Genomic DNA, 16,181 nt, shown 5'->3' with positions numbered 1-16,181 from the left:
TGGGGTATGGGGAATATACGGGCAAGCAAGACAAAAGAGACAAAAGGAATAACCAATCCCCAATCCCCAATCCCCAATAATGTAACGATTTGTCTAGCAGTTTAAGAGCGGATCTAGCATTTATGTAACATTAAATGAACAATCAAGATAAAGGAATCAATTCATGCCCTATACAAACGAAGAAGGCGGTCTTCTGAATAATTTTGCCCGCGAACCAAAGATTTATCAAGCAGAACCTCCCACAGAAGGGCAAAAGCGAACTTATCTCTTTCTAGGAATCGCTGCTACAGTTTTGGTTGGCGGGTTGATTTCAGTCGCTTTCTTTGTTTCTCAAAGCAGTTGATCGCAAAACATTTTAATAAAATTTCATTTTCTTTATAGTTTTTCAGGTTCCGATTTTAAAAGGGGCCTGGTTTTTTATTTTTTGTTAAAATTGAATTATTAATTAGAGTATAATTATATACTGTCTTATTTTTCTAAACCTGAAAAGCTCGGTTTATCCTGAGCAGCAGAGCGTTAGTTTAAAAATTATTTCTATTATGAGTTTAGCCCACTTGAATACGCCGAGAAAAGTGAAATGTACTGTATTTTCGCTCTTTAGCCGCCATGAGCGTGAATGATACTGCACACAATGATAATTCTGCTTGGAATCGGCAAGTATACAACCGCTTGAAACTTGCCCTCAGCCTTGGGTTACGACGACAACTTTTTTTGGCGGTATGTGATGATTTATATTTGAGAAATCAAGTAGCGGGTCGTTTGCATTCAACATTGGCTTATCCTATTGGACAAGTGCTATCTCAGCCATCAAATGCTCAGGAAAATAGCACTCCAGCCTATCCGCGATTAGTTACATTGCGTTTAAATTTAAACGATCCCAATCCCATAGTTCAAATAAATCAATGGTTGGCAAATTATCCACCGCCAATTGTTGGGGCATCAAAAGATACCCCAGGAAGACCTTTTCCAGTACCAGCATTTCAGATTGTCGGCGTGGAGCATCTCACCAAGCAACCAGTCGCTACACAACGGTTATTTTTGCACCATCTCCGCTTGAGCGAACAATATTTCTCTATACAAGAATCTAGCCGATTCCTAGAATCTAACTTGCTGTTGTGGATACCGCGTCCTTGGTTATCTGCTATCAAGCAATCAGCGCCACAGTTTTGGCGTTGTCGGACTGGTGTATTTATGTTTGCCGGTGAACCCACACCAGCAACTCAAAATTCGGGCTATCCAGAACGTTTTTCACGTTCTGGAAGCTTGGATTTAGGTAATATTGAGCAGTCGATTCTAAATGAATCAGTTGTCCCAGGAGAACTTAGAACCGCAGACACCGAGTTCAAGTTTAAGAATAATTCTGATTTTCTGGCAGAAACACAAGGTAATGGTGTACACAAAATTGAGGAAACTTCGCCGCTAATAGGGGATTTATTGAAGGCTACGCCACAACAGCAGGAATCTCCTAATCGGTCTGGTAGTGAGACTAATTCTCAATCGCTGTCGTCTTTGTCTTATATTAGTAGCGAGTTAACGGAGCTAGTAATAGCAACAATAAATACAAATATTGCTCAAGATACAGAGGATTACTTGCAACCGCAGCAGATTTTGCTGGAGATTGAAGAATTACACGAAAAACAAGTTCCAGTAGAGGTACTGGCAGAAGCTTATCATCGCTTGGGTACCTTATACCGCCTTCGCATTGAGCAAGGAGATTCAACCCTAGAAAATCTGATGGTGGCAATTATTGCCTATCAGGAGGCAATTAGCTATGACGAAAACTCACCACAACTCCCAGATATCTTGAATGATTTGGGTACACTCTACTGGATGCTGTACCGTACACCACCCAATTCTGAGGAAGGAAAAACTTATATAGAGCAGGCAATAGAATTTTATCAGTTGGCGTTAAAGATGATTTCACCCCAGACGCATCGGGAAACTTACGCTCGTGTGCAAAATAATTTGGGGACGGCTTATGGTGATTTAGCTCGTTTTTCTGACCCATCTGAAAACTGGCAGCAAGCAGTTTTAGCTTACAATGAAGCACTTAGCTACCGTACAGCCGACATGGACTCATCAAAGTATGCGGCTTGCCAAAATAATTTGGGTACTGCTTACTGGCATCTAGGGCAATACAACCAACCGATTGTGCATTTAAAGAAAGCGATCGCAGCTTACAACCAAGCACTTGTATACTACAACCCCGAACAGGAACCGCTTAAGTATGGCATGATTCAAAACAACATCGGTACTGCCTGTTGGAATCTGGCACAATACGAGCAACCTGCCCAAAATCTTCAGCTAGCTATAGATGTATATAGCGAAGCTCTCAAGTATCGCACTCCAGCTAATGTTCCCAGCGCCTGCGCTGCTACACAAAATAATCTAGGTACTGCTTACTGGCATCTAGCAAACCTATCTCAGACAACTAAAGAGGCACGGCAAAAGTATCTGCAACTATGTATCAGCGCTTACGAAGAGGCCATAGATTTGGCTCGTTCACTTAGCGGTACTCCTTTAAGTTTTGATTTGCTAGCCTCTTATAATAACCTGGGACTGGCACATTATCAGCTAGTAATAGATAAGTCGTTTAATGGTGACAAAGCAACACGTTCTCAACACCTAGAAACATCTTTAGACAACCATTTGCAAGCCTTAAACGGATTGAGCAAACAACCAGAGGCTTATCAAACAACCTTTACTTATGTGGTAAAAACTATTCGTGCTTTTCATAATGAGTTAGGCATACAGGGACAAAATCTGGCTTTATCTAAAGTTCCTAGTCAGTTGTTGCCAGAGATTTTGTCAAAGTTATAAAACATATACCGAGAACCCTTGAGGATGAACCTGATTAAGGACTTCTCAATTGACGCTAGTAGCGCAAGGCGGAAGTCAAAAGTATTATTAGTTGCTCTGTATCATGAGCCTTTGTCGCTCAAAAAGAGGAACTTTATATTGGCTTGACAATTAATCAGGGAACCAAGTAAGGTAACGATTGCAATTATTCTTTTACTAATAATAAATTAGTAAAATATTTTACTATTACATAAACTTAGCTTAATATGTAAAGTTTTCAATAATATTTTATGAAAAATACTAAAGATGTATAAAGAATACAATAAAGCATTGGCATATTTAAGTAAATTTACTAAGTTAGACCAGAGACATAATTGAAAAAAGCTCCAGTATTGAGATTTGGATACTTAAATGATGAAATTAAGTTTGGTTTTTGCGACTGCTATATCTAGTTTTTTTGTCGGTGCGACCACAACACTTGGTTTTTCTGACCAAGTATATGCTCTAACTTTTTCTGGAATCTCTAGTGGTACATGGGGTGAACCTATTCCAGGAAGCACCGATACCAATCCCATATACACAGGTGTGGGAAGCAACACATTTACTTGGGGTGATCCTAATGTGTGTCTACCAGGCCCTAGTGAGTGTACGATAACAGGCTCAAATCAACTTAACTTTAATGGAAATTCATTTTCAACTGAGATCAACTCTGCATTCAAAGTAGGTGATTTAACTTACTTTAATGGAACGGTAGCTGAAGGTACAAGCGTTGAATCTGTACCTCTAAATCTCAATCTATCCTTCAGCCCTCCCGTTGGAGCCAGCCAAGTTTTTGACTTTAACTTGCGTCTAGTAAATACACCTAATAACGCAACAGATCCTGAAGAGAATGCAGACTTTGTAATTATAGACACAAGCTTGAGTAATAGCAGTTTTAGCTTTGAAGGCAATGAATACACGCTTGAGCTAACTGGCTTTAATCCAGATGTTGGCCAGATAAATATTAAAGCTCTTGAAGCAGCCACAACTACAACAGCTATTTATGCCAAAATTAAAACCAAAACCATACCCGAACCTGCAACAGTGGCGGGTCTATCCCTAGTAGGGATATACCTGATATCTCGTAAAAAATTACTGGACAAGAAATCATAAGAGCTTTGGGTGTTAGAACATCTGCTCCTGTTTGCCCTTGAGGATGTAATTACACTAGATAATTTTTCTGCTCCAATATGAGGTTTTTAGCGGTTCTCGTACCTGAGGGAAGCTCTACAAACAGTACGCCAGTTTACTCAAGTCTGTTAAACCCTGCACACAACTGGTTGTATTATTTTCCGCAATTAAGAACTGCTATAAACCTCCATATTTTATTTTTCTTGATGGTAATTGAATAAATTGTAACCCAGCACAAGAATTGCTGCGATCGCATCAAAAATTGATAGGACTGATAACCGATGACTGATGACTGATAACCGTTAACCGTCAACAGTTAACAGTTAACCACCGTAAAGAATGTTTATACAATTTAGGCGCGCATCAGCTTAGTTGCTCTTTCAGTCCCACAGCTAAATCATTTGTTAAGAAAGTGAAAATATTTCCCAAGTCCTAGCAAGTCAATCTAAAATGGAAGTAAGAGTTCGCAGTTAGCCCATTCGCCTCTATATCAATGGCTTAGATATGTGGACATAAGTAATAAAACAGCATTTGGGAACAAAATGATACTCATTTTGCGTCCTATAATTGTCTTGCCTCTGATTCTAATAAGGCACATTAGCAAAATACAAATTCTGAAGAGCGATTGCGATCGCATAAACTTCCCATCATAATAAGTACTTTTATCCTCGGAATACGCTTATAGACAGGTTCCAAAACAGCCAGAAACAAACTCAGTGAACCCTCGTCATTACATACATCACATACACAAAGGACAACCCTCTTATGACACGCTTACATCAATGGAAATCTGGAACTGCTGCGCTCATGGCAATAGCTGTTACCGCAAGCGTCACTGCCCCACTATTAACTTTAGCTCCTGCTAATGCACAATACAGAATTGGGCAAGACAGAATTGGGCAATATGGAAACGTTACCATTCCTTCTGGGGTTGCTTTACCTGTTACCTATGAGAAAGAGACAATTACTATTGCTCCTGGGGAAAGTCAATCTTTAACGCTAAGAATAGCGAATGACATTATCGACAGGAATAGAAATGTCTTGATTCCTGCTGGTACTAAAGTAATTGGACGACTAGAATCTGTTGACCTAAATAGTTATTCAAGAGATACAGATGATAACCAAGGAAAAGGCGTGCAGTTTGTAGCTCAAGAATTAGAATTTTCTAATGGTCGGCGTCAGTCGATTAATGCAACTTCTCGGACATACACCACAACTCAAAGAGTTTCACAAGGGCCTAGCACAGGTCAGGTTTTAACTGATGCAGCTATTGGTGCGGGTGCTGGTCTTTTAGGTTCACTAGTTACTGGGAACCGCAGAATTGACGATTTAAAACCTGTTCTCGGTGGGGCTGCGGGTGCGGGAGCAAGTGTGTTGTTGCGGAAAAAACAAGGAAATGCTTTTGTCCTCAGACCCGCACAGGATTTGAGGCTCACACTGAATTCTAACTTGAATTTAGTACCACAATCCCGCTACTAGATTTAATTCAATTCAAATCGTGACTTTAATCACCCGTGATAGGCGATCGCCACTTCAACTATAGAGTGCGATCGCCTTCATTTTTGACAGTAAAAAATTCTATTTAACAGCAACCATTCTACTTCTATATCGTCTTAATCAGTATCAATATTTATTGGGATACTTATTTAATTGAGCTATGTGGGGAGCTAGTAAAATTGGTTTTATTTTGTTTTCAATCCAAAAGAGGATTCAAAATTACCTAGTATCCTGATATTTTTATTAAATAGTGGCAAAAAAAGGAGATTTTACTTGTGGTAATTCAAGGTTTCAGTGTAAGCACATATCTTGCAATTCCCGTAGTATTAAGTCTTTTGGCTCAGGGAGAAAGGATAAAAATATCTTTACTTGAAAATGCCCATCAGGTATCGGCTAACAAGGAAATGAGCCTATCCAGCCGCCACCTAATTAGCCAAAATTCAACACCGAAAACATACTATGTTAGTGGTAATGGAAATGACAAAAATAACGGACTTTCTACTTCATCTGCCTTTAGAACAATTCAAAAGGCAGCAGACCTGACCAATCCTGGCGATACAGTATTGATTATGAACGGAGTATACAAAAATATAGCCAAAGCTGCGAGTGTATTAAGTATTAAACGTTCTGGTACTGCAAATGCATGGATTAGGTATAAAGCATATCCTGGGCATTTTCCCAAAATTCAGCACAATACATGGAATGGTATCCTAATTTCACATGGAGCTTCATATATCGAAATCAACGGGCTTGAAGTGATAGGGAACAATGCCAATGTAAGCCTTGATTATGCGAGGAGTCAGAAGAATAACAGATTAAACCCGTTGACGAATGGAAACTGCATCAGCGTGGATGGTCGAAAAAATGGTCATACTCACCATATACGCATTATCAACAACAAGGTACATAAGTGTGGAGGAGGAGGCATTGCAGCGATTGAATCGGACTATGTGACAATAGACAATAACGTGGTGTTTGATAATGCTTGGTACAGCGTTTATGGTAACAGTGGCATTTCAATGTTGAGCAATTGGAATTTTGACAACAAACAGGGATACAAAATGTTTGTAACCAACAATAAGAGTTACAACAATCGCATGTACATCCCTTGGATTGAAGTCGGAAAGATCACTGACGGTAATGGAATTATTATCGATACTACAAAAAATAATCGTAATAACTCAAAATTGGGTGCATATAAAGGGCGTACTTTAGTTCAAAACAATCTTACATTTAATAATGGTGGCTCAGGTATTCATGCGTTTTTAAGTGATCATGTTGATATTGTAAATAACACTGCTATTTTAAATAATCAGAGTCCAGAAATTAAAGATGGGCAGATATTTGCTAATAATTCATCTGATGTGAGAATTTTAAGAAACATTCTCTATGGTTTTCCTGGTAAGAATATTAACAGTAATTATCAAACTAAAAACGTTGTTTATGACTATAATCTCTACATCAATGCTTCTAAGGTAAGTGTTAAGGGCCCTAACGATATTATTGCAGACTCAGAGTTTTTAAGTAAGCATCCTACTTTAAAAAAAATATCTAGCGGTTGGAAATCGCGGCTAGACAAACAAAATCCGCCAAAACGACCTTATGTAGAGCCTAAGTCGGCAGGTTTTGTTTGTCAGCCAATGACTTTTACTTTCCAAAGCAAACCCGTCAGAGTGGGATGCTCTCCGCAATCTTTGGCTCAAACTGCTTCTTCTGATGTTTCATCTTTTTCTGATGTTTCATCTAACTATTGGGCGGCACAATTTATTCAACAATTATCAAGGCGAGGTGTAATTGCCGGATTTCCTGATGGTAGCTTCCGTCCTGAAGAACCTGTAACACGCGCTCAATTTGCCGCTATGGTCAACAAAGCTTTCAAAAAAGCACCGCAACGGCAAGCAATCAATTTTGCTGATGTGCCCAGCAACTATTGGGCCTCTAGTGCCATTGGGCAAGCCTATAGGATTGGTTTCTTATCAGGTTATCCTGGTAATCGCTTTCAGCCTAACCAGGCTATTCCCCGCCAGCAGGTTTTGGTTTCTCTTGCTAACGGTCTGGGATATACTCCTAGCGGTAATACCGAAAGTACTCTGAAATATTTCAATGATGCCTCTAAGATTGCTAACTATGCCCGTAACCCGATCGCAGCAGCAACTAAGAAGCAAATTGTGGTGAACTATCCTAATGTGAAGTCTCTGAATCCAACCGCAACTGCTACTCGCGCCCAGGTAGCAGCGTTTATCTACCAAGCATTAGTTAGTTCTAATCAAGCCCCAGCAATTAACTCGCCCTATGTCGTGTCAGCCCCTAGGAATTAATTGTCTGTTGTGACTTTAATCATCTCTGATAGGCGATCGCAACTTCAACTATAGTGTGCGATCGCCTTTATTTTTCCTAAAAATTCCATTTTCCAGAAACTATTCTATCTCTGTATCGTCTCATATAGTATTCAGGTTTTTTACAACATTTTTTTAATAGCGTTCATCGCTAAGAGGCTGATTCAGCTATTATCTATTGCTAACTATATTGACAGTTAGCTTATTCTTTTTGATATCTAATTTATTTGTAGACTCCTTAGTAATTTATTTAACAATAGATAAGAAATGATTGGCAACTTAATACTTCAGCAAAGGTCTAATTAATTAACAGTAAAAAAATGATTTTTTCAAGGTTAAAATTTAATGTTTAATTTAAATCGTTTGCAATCTGGAACAACTGCACTCATGGCTTTAAGCGTCACAGTTGGTACTGTAGCGCCTTTGATTACAGCTTCACCATCTTTTGCTCAAACTACTTTTTCTGATGTTTCATCTAACTATTGGGCGGCACAATTTATTCAACAATTATCACAACGAGGTGTAATTGCCGGATTTCCTGATGGTAGCTTCCGTCCTGAAGAAGAGGTGACACGCGCTCAATTTGCCGCTATGGTCAACAAAGCTTTTCAAAAAGCACCGCAGCGGCAAGGAATCAATTTTGCTGATGTACCCAGCAACTATTGGGCATCCAGTGCGATTCAACAAGCCTATACCATTGGTTTCTTATCAGGATATCCTGGCAATCGTTTTGAGCCTAACCAAGCTATTCCCCGCCAGCAGGTTTTGGTTTCTCTCGCTAACGGTCTAGAATATGCTCCTAGCGGTAATACCGAAAGTACTCTGCAATACTTCAACGATGCCTCTAACATCGCTAGCTATGCCCGTAGCCCGATCGCAGCAGCAACTGAGAAGCAAATTGTGGTGAACTATCCTAATGTGAAGTTCCTGAATCCAACCGCAACCGCCACTCGCGCCCAGGTAGCAGCTTTTATCTACCAAGCATTAGTTAGTTCTAATCAAGCCTCAGCAATTAACTCGCCCTATGTCGTCGCTGTCGGGTCTACTACTACCCCAACACCTATAGCTGTGACAATTCCTCAAGGGACTGCTATCCCCGTGAAGTATGACAAGGCAGATAAAATTCTGGTTACAAAGGATGAGACAGCGCCTTTGACATTGACAGTATCCCAAAACGTAATTACACAAGAAGGATCTGTAGTGATTCCTGCTGGTAGCCAGGTTATTGGTCAACTAAAACCTGCTACAGGTGGTTCTCAATTCGTTGCCGAAAAACTGGTTTTGACTACAGGCCAAGAGTATCAACTGAACGCTAGCTCTGAAGTGATTACTAAAACTGAAAGAGTCAACAAGGGTACTAGTACTGGGTCAATTGTTAAAAATACTGTATTGGGCGCAGGTGCAGCCGCTGCGGTATCTGCTGTCACAGGCGATCGCGCCATTGCCACAGAAGAAGTCTTGGGTGGTGCTGGTATCGGTGCGTTAATTGGTTTGTTCTTCGGTAGAAATAGTGTTGACTTAGTAGCGATTGACCCAGATACCGATTTACAAATGACAATTAATCAAAATCTGTTGGTTTCACTAAGATAGTCATTGGTCTTTACAAAGAACAAATCCTAAACTTCCGGTAACCAAATAATAAACGTAGTCCCTGGTGCATGGGGTGAAGTGAACTTAGAGTTGATTGCAGGGCTGAAAACCTCGATTTCGCCCTGCATTTGCTCTATTAATTGTTTTGCGATCGCTAACCCCAAACCAGTGCCGGGGATTTCTGTTTGCGCTTGTACACCCCGATAATGTCGTTCTCCAAGATGCTCTAAATCTTCGGGTGGAATGCCAGGTCCGTTATCACTGATCACAATTCCCTGAAAATTAGACTTTTTTTGCCCCGCCTGAATTAAAATTTTGCCCCCAGTGGGGGTATATTTTAACGCATTATCGATGATATTAGTTAAAACCTCTTGTAATGCTTTGATGTTGGCACGTACTAAAGGTAAATTCTGTTGAATTTCAGTTATTAGTTTTAACTTTCGCTCTTGGGCGATTGCTTTGGCTGATATTAATAATGGTTCTAATATATCTGCTAAAAAGCAGTCAACTGCTTTATCTCCCGTTCCCGGCAATAATAGCGGTGGATTAGCGTCTTTTTGGATAGTTGCTTCCACAAATACTTCATGTCCGGGCAGATGTAGTGGTGCTAAATCTGCCTCTGTCAAATCAATTACTTGATCAAATTGTTGCAACAATTCTTGGAGGCGATCGCTTTCTCGCACAATACTAGTTGCCGCATCCCGGTTAGCATCTCCTGGTCGCAACCTTTTTAATAGCAGTTTACCAAAAGTCCGTAATGCTGTTAATGGGTTACGAAACTGATGTAACAGATTATCAAGCAAATCTCGCTGTTTTTCTTGGAGAATTTGTTGCTCATGTAACTCATGCTCAAACCATGCTCGTCGCTGATCTAAAATACAAGCGATCGCTAAACTTTGGGCTATCCGTTGAATCTGACTTTCCTCCTGTTCATTCCATGCCCGGTCTTGCCTACCCGTGACCAGTAACCCCATCATCACACCCTCATAAACCAGAGGTAAAACAATTTGGTTGCCACTAAAAAGGTATTCCTCTTTTAGATGGGGTTGAGACGCCTCAAACTCCTGTGACGAGGTTGGAGATTCTGATCCTGCTGTCAATAACCTTGTTTGTTGATTAGGTAATATAAACACATTTCCAACTTGAAGTTGCTTATATGCTGTCGCCTCAGCAGTTTCCTCCCCTGGCGGTAATAATGCTGTTTCCGGATAAATCACTACAGGAATCAGTTTGGCCTCACCTGAAGGAGTCTCTACCAATTCTTGTGTCAGGTACACAATACTTAAAGTTGCTCCCAGCCCTTGGGTTAGCAACGCTATTTGCTCTCGACACAGAGCAAGAAAATCGGAACTGGCAGACATTAACATTTTTTAGCTTTTGCTCAAGATTACAGATTTTGAGGCATGATTAAGAGAAGATACTTAGTGTTTACCTCACTCATTTAATAAAGCTTAACTAAAATCTTCTTAGTGATGGTTTGTACCAAGGGATTATATTCTTGGGTGATTTTTTTCTCTATCTTCAAAGGTATTAATTTTTTTGCATTAAAACGCTAAAACCTATTGATATTTTGAACTAGAACTTATATAATGGCGACGGATTTTGTAGCTATCACTACAATCTATAGCTTGAAAGAGGAGGACAATAGATTGGCAAGGAGACGCAAAAGGAAAAGTCGTCGTCGTCAGGAAGGACGGCGAATTTTGGAACATGTGCCTCAATATAGCATCGAAAGTGGCGAAGAAAAACCTGTGACAGCAGCAAGAAGATTCATTCAAGCTGAAGGTATTTTGCCACCTGCGTTGCTACTCGTAAAGCGAAACGAACACACTACAGATCGTTATTTCTGGGCAGAAAAGGGACTGTTTGGTGCTCAATACGTAGAGGAAAACCATTTCTTGTTTCCTAGCTTAAGGGTATTAGAACCCTCGCCAGGTCAAGAACCTCTTGCTTTAGCTAGTCGGTGAACCATAAACGGTCATCATACGCATTGAATATGGCTCCTGACTATCATTAACTGGCAAAATTGCTAAGTTTATGCAGAATTTAATCTTTTTTTAGTTTGGAGTTGATTTGCTTTTTAAGGCTAGTCCAGGTAGTTGGAAAGTTAATTTGTCTCAAACCACGCTATCTTGCATGGATTGATGCTATTTTGACGATGCAGAAGGGAGTGGGTATAAAGCCAAGCGCGTCCAAAAGCGCTAGTGAAGTTGTGCTCTTATGCCGTGAATTGTTAACCAAGCTCTGTCAACAAATTTAAGTTAATGAATTTAAATTTTTCCCCACGACAAAAGTTGTGGGGAAAACTGACAAAGCAGAAGTCTTGATTTCCTCCTTCCTACTTTCCATTGCCTAAAGAGTAGGTCAGGTCAGAAGTCTGCATATCATAGTTAATAGATGGTCATAAAAACCAAAAATTATTCCCCAGCCTTGAGCTGTAGAGTTCTCTGTAACTCGCCCAGTTCATCCCGATGGGCAACTACAGTGATTTTACTTGAGGGGGTTTGTTTGCTCTGAGTTGTTTCTACTTTGAGCGACACCTTCTCAAGTCTCCCAGATTTTTTCCAATAAAATAGGCCACTTAAAGGCGACAGCAGTACCATAGCCAGAACAAAGGTACTGAGGTTAGGAAAAAGCAGATACACGACTAGTGATAGACAAACAATACCAGTCGCTGCCAGCAGAGTTAAAAATATAGCTAAGAACCAACTGGGGCGAACATTACCTTCAAAAGTCACTTTGTTTTGTTCTCGGTCTACCTCTGCCACTCGGTAAGACCGTGAGCGAAAATACTCTTGTAATTGAGACATTAAAGCAGCTTCGTCTTGCTCAGATACCAGTTGCGCTGTTTCTATGCGGTCTTTAGTCGAGGCACGAATAAAGAAAAACAGCCCAACCGATAACAACAAGGTTAGCAGGAACGTAGATGGCAGAATAGCAGTATCCATAACTAATTGTTACTGTTTGACTGGAGGAGACTTATTCATTATCAATCATTCGTTACTTTGTCTTCCTGTTGATGTAATCAAGCCATTGAAAAGCTAACTCTTGCGCTTGAACTTGCCATTCTGGAGAAACTTGGTACATCCGCCTAGGGCGTCCTCGTCCTTCCAGTTTCTTCCAATATCCAGTGATTGCCCTTTGGTCTTCCAGAAATTTGATTGCACTATAAAGTACGGTATCCGAAAGCCTATAGGTTGGATATTCAGTTTCTAATTGCTCAATCAACTCGGTTCCGTAGGATTCACCTTGTAACAAAACAGACAGTATGTAACAAACTGCTACTTCCTGACAAAGGTAAGTTGGCGGAGGATTCTCAAAGAATTGATATATATCCTCAAGTTTCATGGTTAGTGAATGGCTAAAAAAATGCCTTAGGGTCGGTCTACAATTCTTGTAGTCAGTATACAGTGATGCAACTAAGCAAACACAGTACAGAAAACTACTTAGAATAGATTTCCAAAGCGTAAATACGAAATAATTACCCACACCTGTGAAGTTGTGGGACGAGTTTGCGAGTTTTAGGGGCATAAAAGAATGTACCCCTACTCAAGCTCGATACGGTGTGGTGAGGAGCGAACAGACAGTGGCAAGGCCACTGCCTTGGTGTTAAGTGATGCCGAGCTAGTTAGAACTGCTTAAGCAATAAAATGCCATCGAAGAAATTTTACAGGTAAAATGCTATTTTGTCTGTAGAACTTAATAAACACTTTGTTTTACAGTGATTTTCTCAATGCAGATTCTAAAAGCTTAAGCTAAGGAATATGCCTGGATTAAAGCTGCTATGCCTTTGGACATATTTATTTAAGTAGTAACCATTGCTGATTGGCTGGACAAGATAATCTCTTGTCCCATTTGGTATATGTGATAGTAAATTGATCAAAGAAGACGCAAAGACTAGAGCATCTATTCAGGAATCAAAAACGTAACCCCCTAGCTTACAACCCTTGTAGGGTTGAGGGAAAGGTTCTTCCAGGATTACTGAATTGGTGTTCTCGGAGAGCCAGAGACGCGGAGTGTGATAACTTCTCAACAAAGTTCTCCTTGTCCCCGTGTCCTTTAATCAAGCGCCCAGCACATTAGTGATCAGTATGTCACAGACTCCCGATGCTCCATCATCTTCCTCAACTCTCCGGGCAATTGCCCAAACTTTTCGCCTTACAGGTTGGATTAGCTTTTGGATTCAGCTAGTACTAGGCGTTGTTTCTAGCATAATTGTGTTGCTGTTCGCCATCTTTAATCAAAGAAGTGGCAGTTCTAGTAATAATCCTGGGACTGGCTTTGGTGTATTTTTAGCAATTTGTGGACTGGTTATTTTGGGTGGGGGCATTTATTTAGCTTATCGTTACACTAGAATTGGCAAGCAATTGGAATCCTCGAATCCCAGTAACCGCCCTCGGAAAAGCGAGACTGTGCAAGTATTACGCTTAGGGCTGTGGCTGAATTTAGGGGGAACGCTGGTAACTCTTTTGGGGGCGCAAGCGATCGTTGGTACACTGGTAGCAAGATCCATATCACCCCAAGCTATAACTACCCAATTTTTTGACCCTACCCGGATTATTAGCGGTCTAGATATGCTTGTGGTACAGGCAAACACCAACACTGTTTCAGCACATTTTGCAGGGCTTATTGCATCACTATGGCTACTGAATCGGATTAACCGGCCCTAATACAAGTGCTGAGTTTTCTAAGAATCAAAAGAAGTTAATCATATTTTTCCGAAACGGACAAAGCTGGGTGTGAAGACAACTACATAATCCTTGAAAAACATACTGCTAGTACAGCACTGCGTAATTCAAATCAATGGAACGCTTGCGGTATAGGAATTACGAATTACGTTAGCGAGTCAAAAAAGCGGCACGCTGCGCCAAGCAAGATACCTGTAAGGGTACGAGCATAATTACGAATTCCGCCAAGTTGTATTGGTGATGCCAAAACTAGCACAGGGATGATATGTACCTTTTTTGGAAGTATGACACCATGAGAAATCAATCAGCACAGAAATTTAATCAAGACGTATGGAGATTTGGCGTACAGGTTTTCTTTAGTAGCATCGTCTTGGGACTGTGCATTTTCAAGCTTGGCTCACCAACAGATGATAAAAATATTGCGCTTTACTGGGGTGGTTTATCAGGTGTGCTTGCATACTGGTTACCTTCACCTGGACAAACCAGAGACGATAAGGAACCACCTAATATCACTCAAAGGACGTTTGCAGCCACTGATAATAATGGTAGTGGTAATGGTCAGAGTCTTGGTCAGTTTTCTGAAACGACAGTGACTCAAAATAAGAGTTTATGATTAGCTAAATAGATTATTATATGATTTCTTAGCCCTGGCAGTGATGCTAGGGTAAAATCTTGATTCAGAGATTAAGACTGAATTTTTCTAATAAACTTTGTTTTTCAGGTCACAGCCAACCAAAATTACTATATGCTAAATGCTTATGTGTTAACTGTATTGACAGGAAGATTTTAGGCTAAAAACTGAGAAAAATCTGTGCTGGATATTAAGCAAATACGGGAAAATCCGCAATTAGTTCAAGAACGATTGAATAGTCGTAGTGGCAAATACGACATTGAACCGATTTTACAGTTAGATCGCAAGCAACGAGAACTAGAGGGGACACGCAGTCAACTCCAAGCTCGGAGTAACGAAATTGGTAAAATTGTTGGGCAAAAGATTAAATCTGGAATCAATCCTCAAGACCCAGAAATTCAAGTTTTGCGCGATGAAGGGAACTCTGTCAAGGCTACATTGAGCGAACTGGAACCCCAGGAAAAAGACCTCAAAGCTGAAATTGCCCAACTTGTGTTGGCACTTCCCAATTTACCAAGCGACTCTACACCCCTTGGTAAAAATGAGGAAGATAACGTAGAGGTGCGCCGTTGGGGTGATGAATACATTCCCCAAAATCCGAATATTCTCCCTCACTGGGAAATCGGCGAAAAGCTAGGAATTCTCAATACTGAACGGGCTGTAAAAGTTGCCCAAAGTCGCTTTGTGACATTGATAGGCGCTGGTGCGGCATTAGAGAGGGCATTAATTCAATTTATGCTAACTCTTCATACTCAAGCTGGGTATGTAGAAGTCAGTCCACCGTTGTTAGTGAATACCGAGTCTTTGACGGCGACCGGTCAGTTACCCAAGTTTGCTGAAGAAAGCTTTAAATGTGCTGATGATGACTTGTGGCTGATTCCTACGGCTGAAGTCCCGGTTACAAATCTTTATCGGGGCGAAATTCTCGCTGCTGAAAACTTGCCTATCTACCACTGTGCTTTTACTCCCTGTTTTCGCCGCGAAGCTGGTAGCTATGGGCGCGATATGCGAGGATTAATTCGCCTGCATCAGTTCAATAAGGTGGAAATGGTGAAATTTGTCGAACCAAGTACATCTTTTGATGAACTGGAGAAATTGGTGGGGAATGCAGAAGCAATCTTACAGGCGTTGAAGTTGCCTTATCGAGTAGTAAATTTAAGTACTGGAGATTTGGGATTTGCCTCTACCAAAACTTATGATTTAGAGGTTTGGTTGCCCTCTTCTGGCAAATACCGCGAAATTTCTAGCTGTTCCAATACTATAGATTTCCAGGCGCGACGAGCTGATATTCGCTTCAAAGAAGCAGGGAAGAAAGGCACTCAGTTTGTACATACCCTCAATGGTTCGGGTTTAGCTGTGGGACGGACAATGGCAGCAATTTTGGAGAATTATCAACAACCTGATGGAACAGTGAGGATACCAGAAGCGCTGCAACCTTACTTGGGGCGGGAAGTATTATGATTGGTCATT

Annotated in this window: 12 protein-coding genes and 1 pseudogene; 10 read left to right on the top strand and 3 right to left on the bottom strand. The window is 40.6% G+C overall.

Translation table 11 applies throughout. From position 1 onward, the window contains the following. The first annotated feature begins 163 nt into the window (after positions 1 to 163). The 6 genes and pseudogenes from H6G96_RS20370 to H6G96_RS20345 all read left to right on the top strand — a co-directional run bounded on the left by H6G96_RS20370 (position 164) and on the right by H6G96_RS20345 (position 9,392). Positions 164 to 343, top strand: coding sequence for a ssl1498 family light-harvesting-like protein (locus H6G96_RS20370; protein ID WP_190728182.1), 180 nt, complete (start codon positions 164 to 166; stop codon positions 341 to 343). A 263-nt stretch (positions 344 to 606) separates the two neighbouring features. Beyond that, a complete protein-coding gene (locus H6G96_RS20365; RefSeq protein ID WP_190913130.1) occupies positions 607 to 2,820 on the top strand; it encodes a tetratricopeptide repeat protein in 2,214 nt (737 codons plus the stop codon). A 390-nt stretch (positions 2,821 to 3,210) separates the two neighbouring features. Continuing rightward, a complete protein-coding gene (locus H6G96_RS20360) occupies positions 3,211 to 3,951 on the top strand; it encodes a choice-of-anchor K domain-containing protein (protein WP_242063344.1) in 741 nt (246 codons plus the stop codon). 783 nt (positions 3,952 to 4,734) lie between these two features. Further along, on the top strand, positions 4,735 to 5,448 hold the full coding sequence (locus tag H6G96_RS20355; protein ID WP_190913129.1) for a conjugal transfer protein TrbI: 714 nt from the start codon (positions 4,735 to 4,737) through the stop codon (positions 5,446 to 5,448). Positions 5,449 to 7,187: 1,739 nt separating this feature from the next. Beyond that, positions 7,188 to 7,769, top strand: a pseudogene (locus tag H6G96_RS20350) (S-layer homology domain-containing protein); the annotation flags it as partial. A 378-nt stretch (positions 7,770 to 8,147) separates the two neighbouring features. Further along, positions 8,148 to 9,392 (top strand): S-layer homology domain-containing protein, encoded by a 1,245-nt coding sequence (locus H6G96_RS20345; protein ID WP_190913128.1) that lies wholly within the window; start codon positions 8,148 to 8,150, stop codon positions 9,390 to 9,392. Positions 9,393 to 9,418: 26 nt separating this feature from the next. Here H6G96_RS20345 and H6G96_RS20340 read toward each other — a convergent pair whose 3' ends face one another. Then, positions 9,419 to 10,759 carry an ATP-binding protein gene (locus H6G96_RS20340; protein WP_190913127.1) on the bottom strand — a complete coding sequence of 447 codons (1,341 nt, stop codon included), beginning with the start codon at positions 10,757 to 10,759 and terminating at the stop codon, positions 9,419 to 9,421. Between the two features lie 282 nt (positions 10,760 to 11,041). Between H6G96_RS20340 and H6G96_RS20335 the strand changes: the two genes are divergently transcribed. Continuing rightward, on the top strand, positions 11,042 to 11,359 hold the full coding sequence (locus H6G96_RS20335; RefSeq protein WP_041566316.1) for a DUF3155 domain-containing protein: 318 nt from the start codon (positions 11,042 to 11,044) through the stop codon (positions 11,357 to 11,359). Positions 11,360 to 11,809: 450 nt separating this feature from the next. Here H6G96_RS20335 and H6G96_RS20330 read toward each other — a convergent pair whose 3' ends face one another. Together H6G96_RS20330 and H6G96_RS20325 are read right to left on the bottom strand one after the other, a co-directional pair. After that, positions 11,810 to 12,340, bottom strand: coding sequence for a cofactor assembly of complex C subunit B (locus H6G96_RS20330; protein ID WP_190728175.1), 531 nt, complete (start codon positions 12,338 to 12,340; stop codon positions 11,810 to 11,812). 52 nt (positions 12,341 to 12,392) lie between these two features. Further along, positions 12,393 to 12,740 carry a PadR family transcriptional regulator gene (locus H6G96_RS20325; protein ID WP_190728174.1) on the bottom strand — a complete coding sequence of 116 codons (348 nt, stop codon included), beginning with the start codon at positions 12,738 to 12,740 and terminating at the stop codon, positions 12,393 to 12,395. A gap of 743 nt (positions 12,741 to 13,483) precedes the next feature. Here H6G96_RS20325 and H6G96_RS20320 point away from each other — a divergent pair. From H6G96_RS20320 to serS, 3 genes are all read left to right on the top strand, one after another. Then, entirely contained in the window at positions 13,484 to 14,062 is a 579-nt protein-coding gene (locus tag H6G96_RS20320; protein ID WP_190913126.1) for a DUF3611 family protein, read from the top strand. A gap of 310 nt (positions 14,063 to 14,372) precedes the next feature. Then, entirely contained in the window at positions 14,373 to 14,693 is a 321-nt protein-coding gene (locus tag H6G96_RS20315; RefSeq protein WP_190913125.1) for a hypothetical protein, read from the top strand. A 198-nt stretch (positions 14,694 to 14,891) separates the two neighbouring features. Next, positions 14,892 to 16,172 (top strand): serine--tRNA ligase, encoded by a 1,281-nt coding sequence (gene serS, locus H6G96_RS20310; protein ID WP_190913124.1) that lies wholly within the window; start codon positions 14,892 to 14,894, stop codon positions 16,170 to 16,172. Positions 16,173 to 16,181 lie beyond the last annotated feature (9 nt).

Origin of the sequence: Nostoc sp. FACHB-892 (assembly GCF_014698795.1) — a bacterium.
Classification (GTDB): Bacteria; Cyanobacteriota; Cyanobacteriia; order Cyanobacteriales; family Nostocaceae; genus Nostoc.
This window is presented reverse-complemented; position numbering and strand designations above follow the sequence as displayed.

Coding starts and splice junctions, on each gene's coding strand:
- H6G96_RS20370 (WP_190728182.1), top strand. CDS start 164: ATGCCCTATACAAACGAAGAAGGCGGTCTTCTGAATAATTTTGCCCGC.
- H6G96_RS20365 (WP_190913130.1), top strand. CDS start 607: ATGAGCGTGAATGATACTGCACACAATGATAATTCTGCTTGGAATCGG.
- H6G96_RS20360 (WP_242063344.1), top strand. CDS start 3,211: ATGATGAAATTAAGTTTGGTTTTTGCGACTGCTATATCTAGTTTTTTT.
- H6G96_RS20355 (WP_190913129.1), top strand. CDS start 4,735: ATGACACGCTTACATCAATGGAAATCTGGAACTGCTGCGCTCATGGCA.
- H6G96_RS20345 (WP_190913128.1), top strand. CDS start 8,148: ATGTTTAATTTAAATCGTTTGCAATCTGGAACAACTGCACTCATGGCT.
- H6G96_RS20340 (WP_190913127.1), bottom strand. CDS start 10,759: ATGTTAATGTCTGCCAGTTCCGATTTTCTTGCTCTGTGTCGAGAGCAA.
- H6G96_RS20330 (WP_190728175.1), bottom strand. CDS start 12,340: ATGGATACTGCTATTCTGCCATCTACGTTCCTGCTAACCTTGTTGTTA.
- H6G96_RS20325 (WP_190728174.1), bottom strand. CDS start 12,740: ATGAAACTTGAGGATATATATCAATTCTTTGAGAATCCTCCGCCAACT.
- H6G96_RS20320 (WP_190913126.1), top strand. CDS start 13,484: ATGTCACAGACTCCCGATGCTCCATCATCTTCCTCAACTCTCCGGGCA.
- H6G96_RS20315 (WP_190913125.1), top strand. CDS start 14,373: ATGAGAAATCAATCAGCACAGAAATTTAATCAAGACGTATGGAGATTT.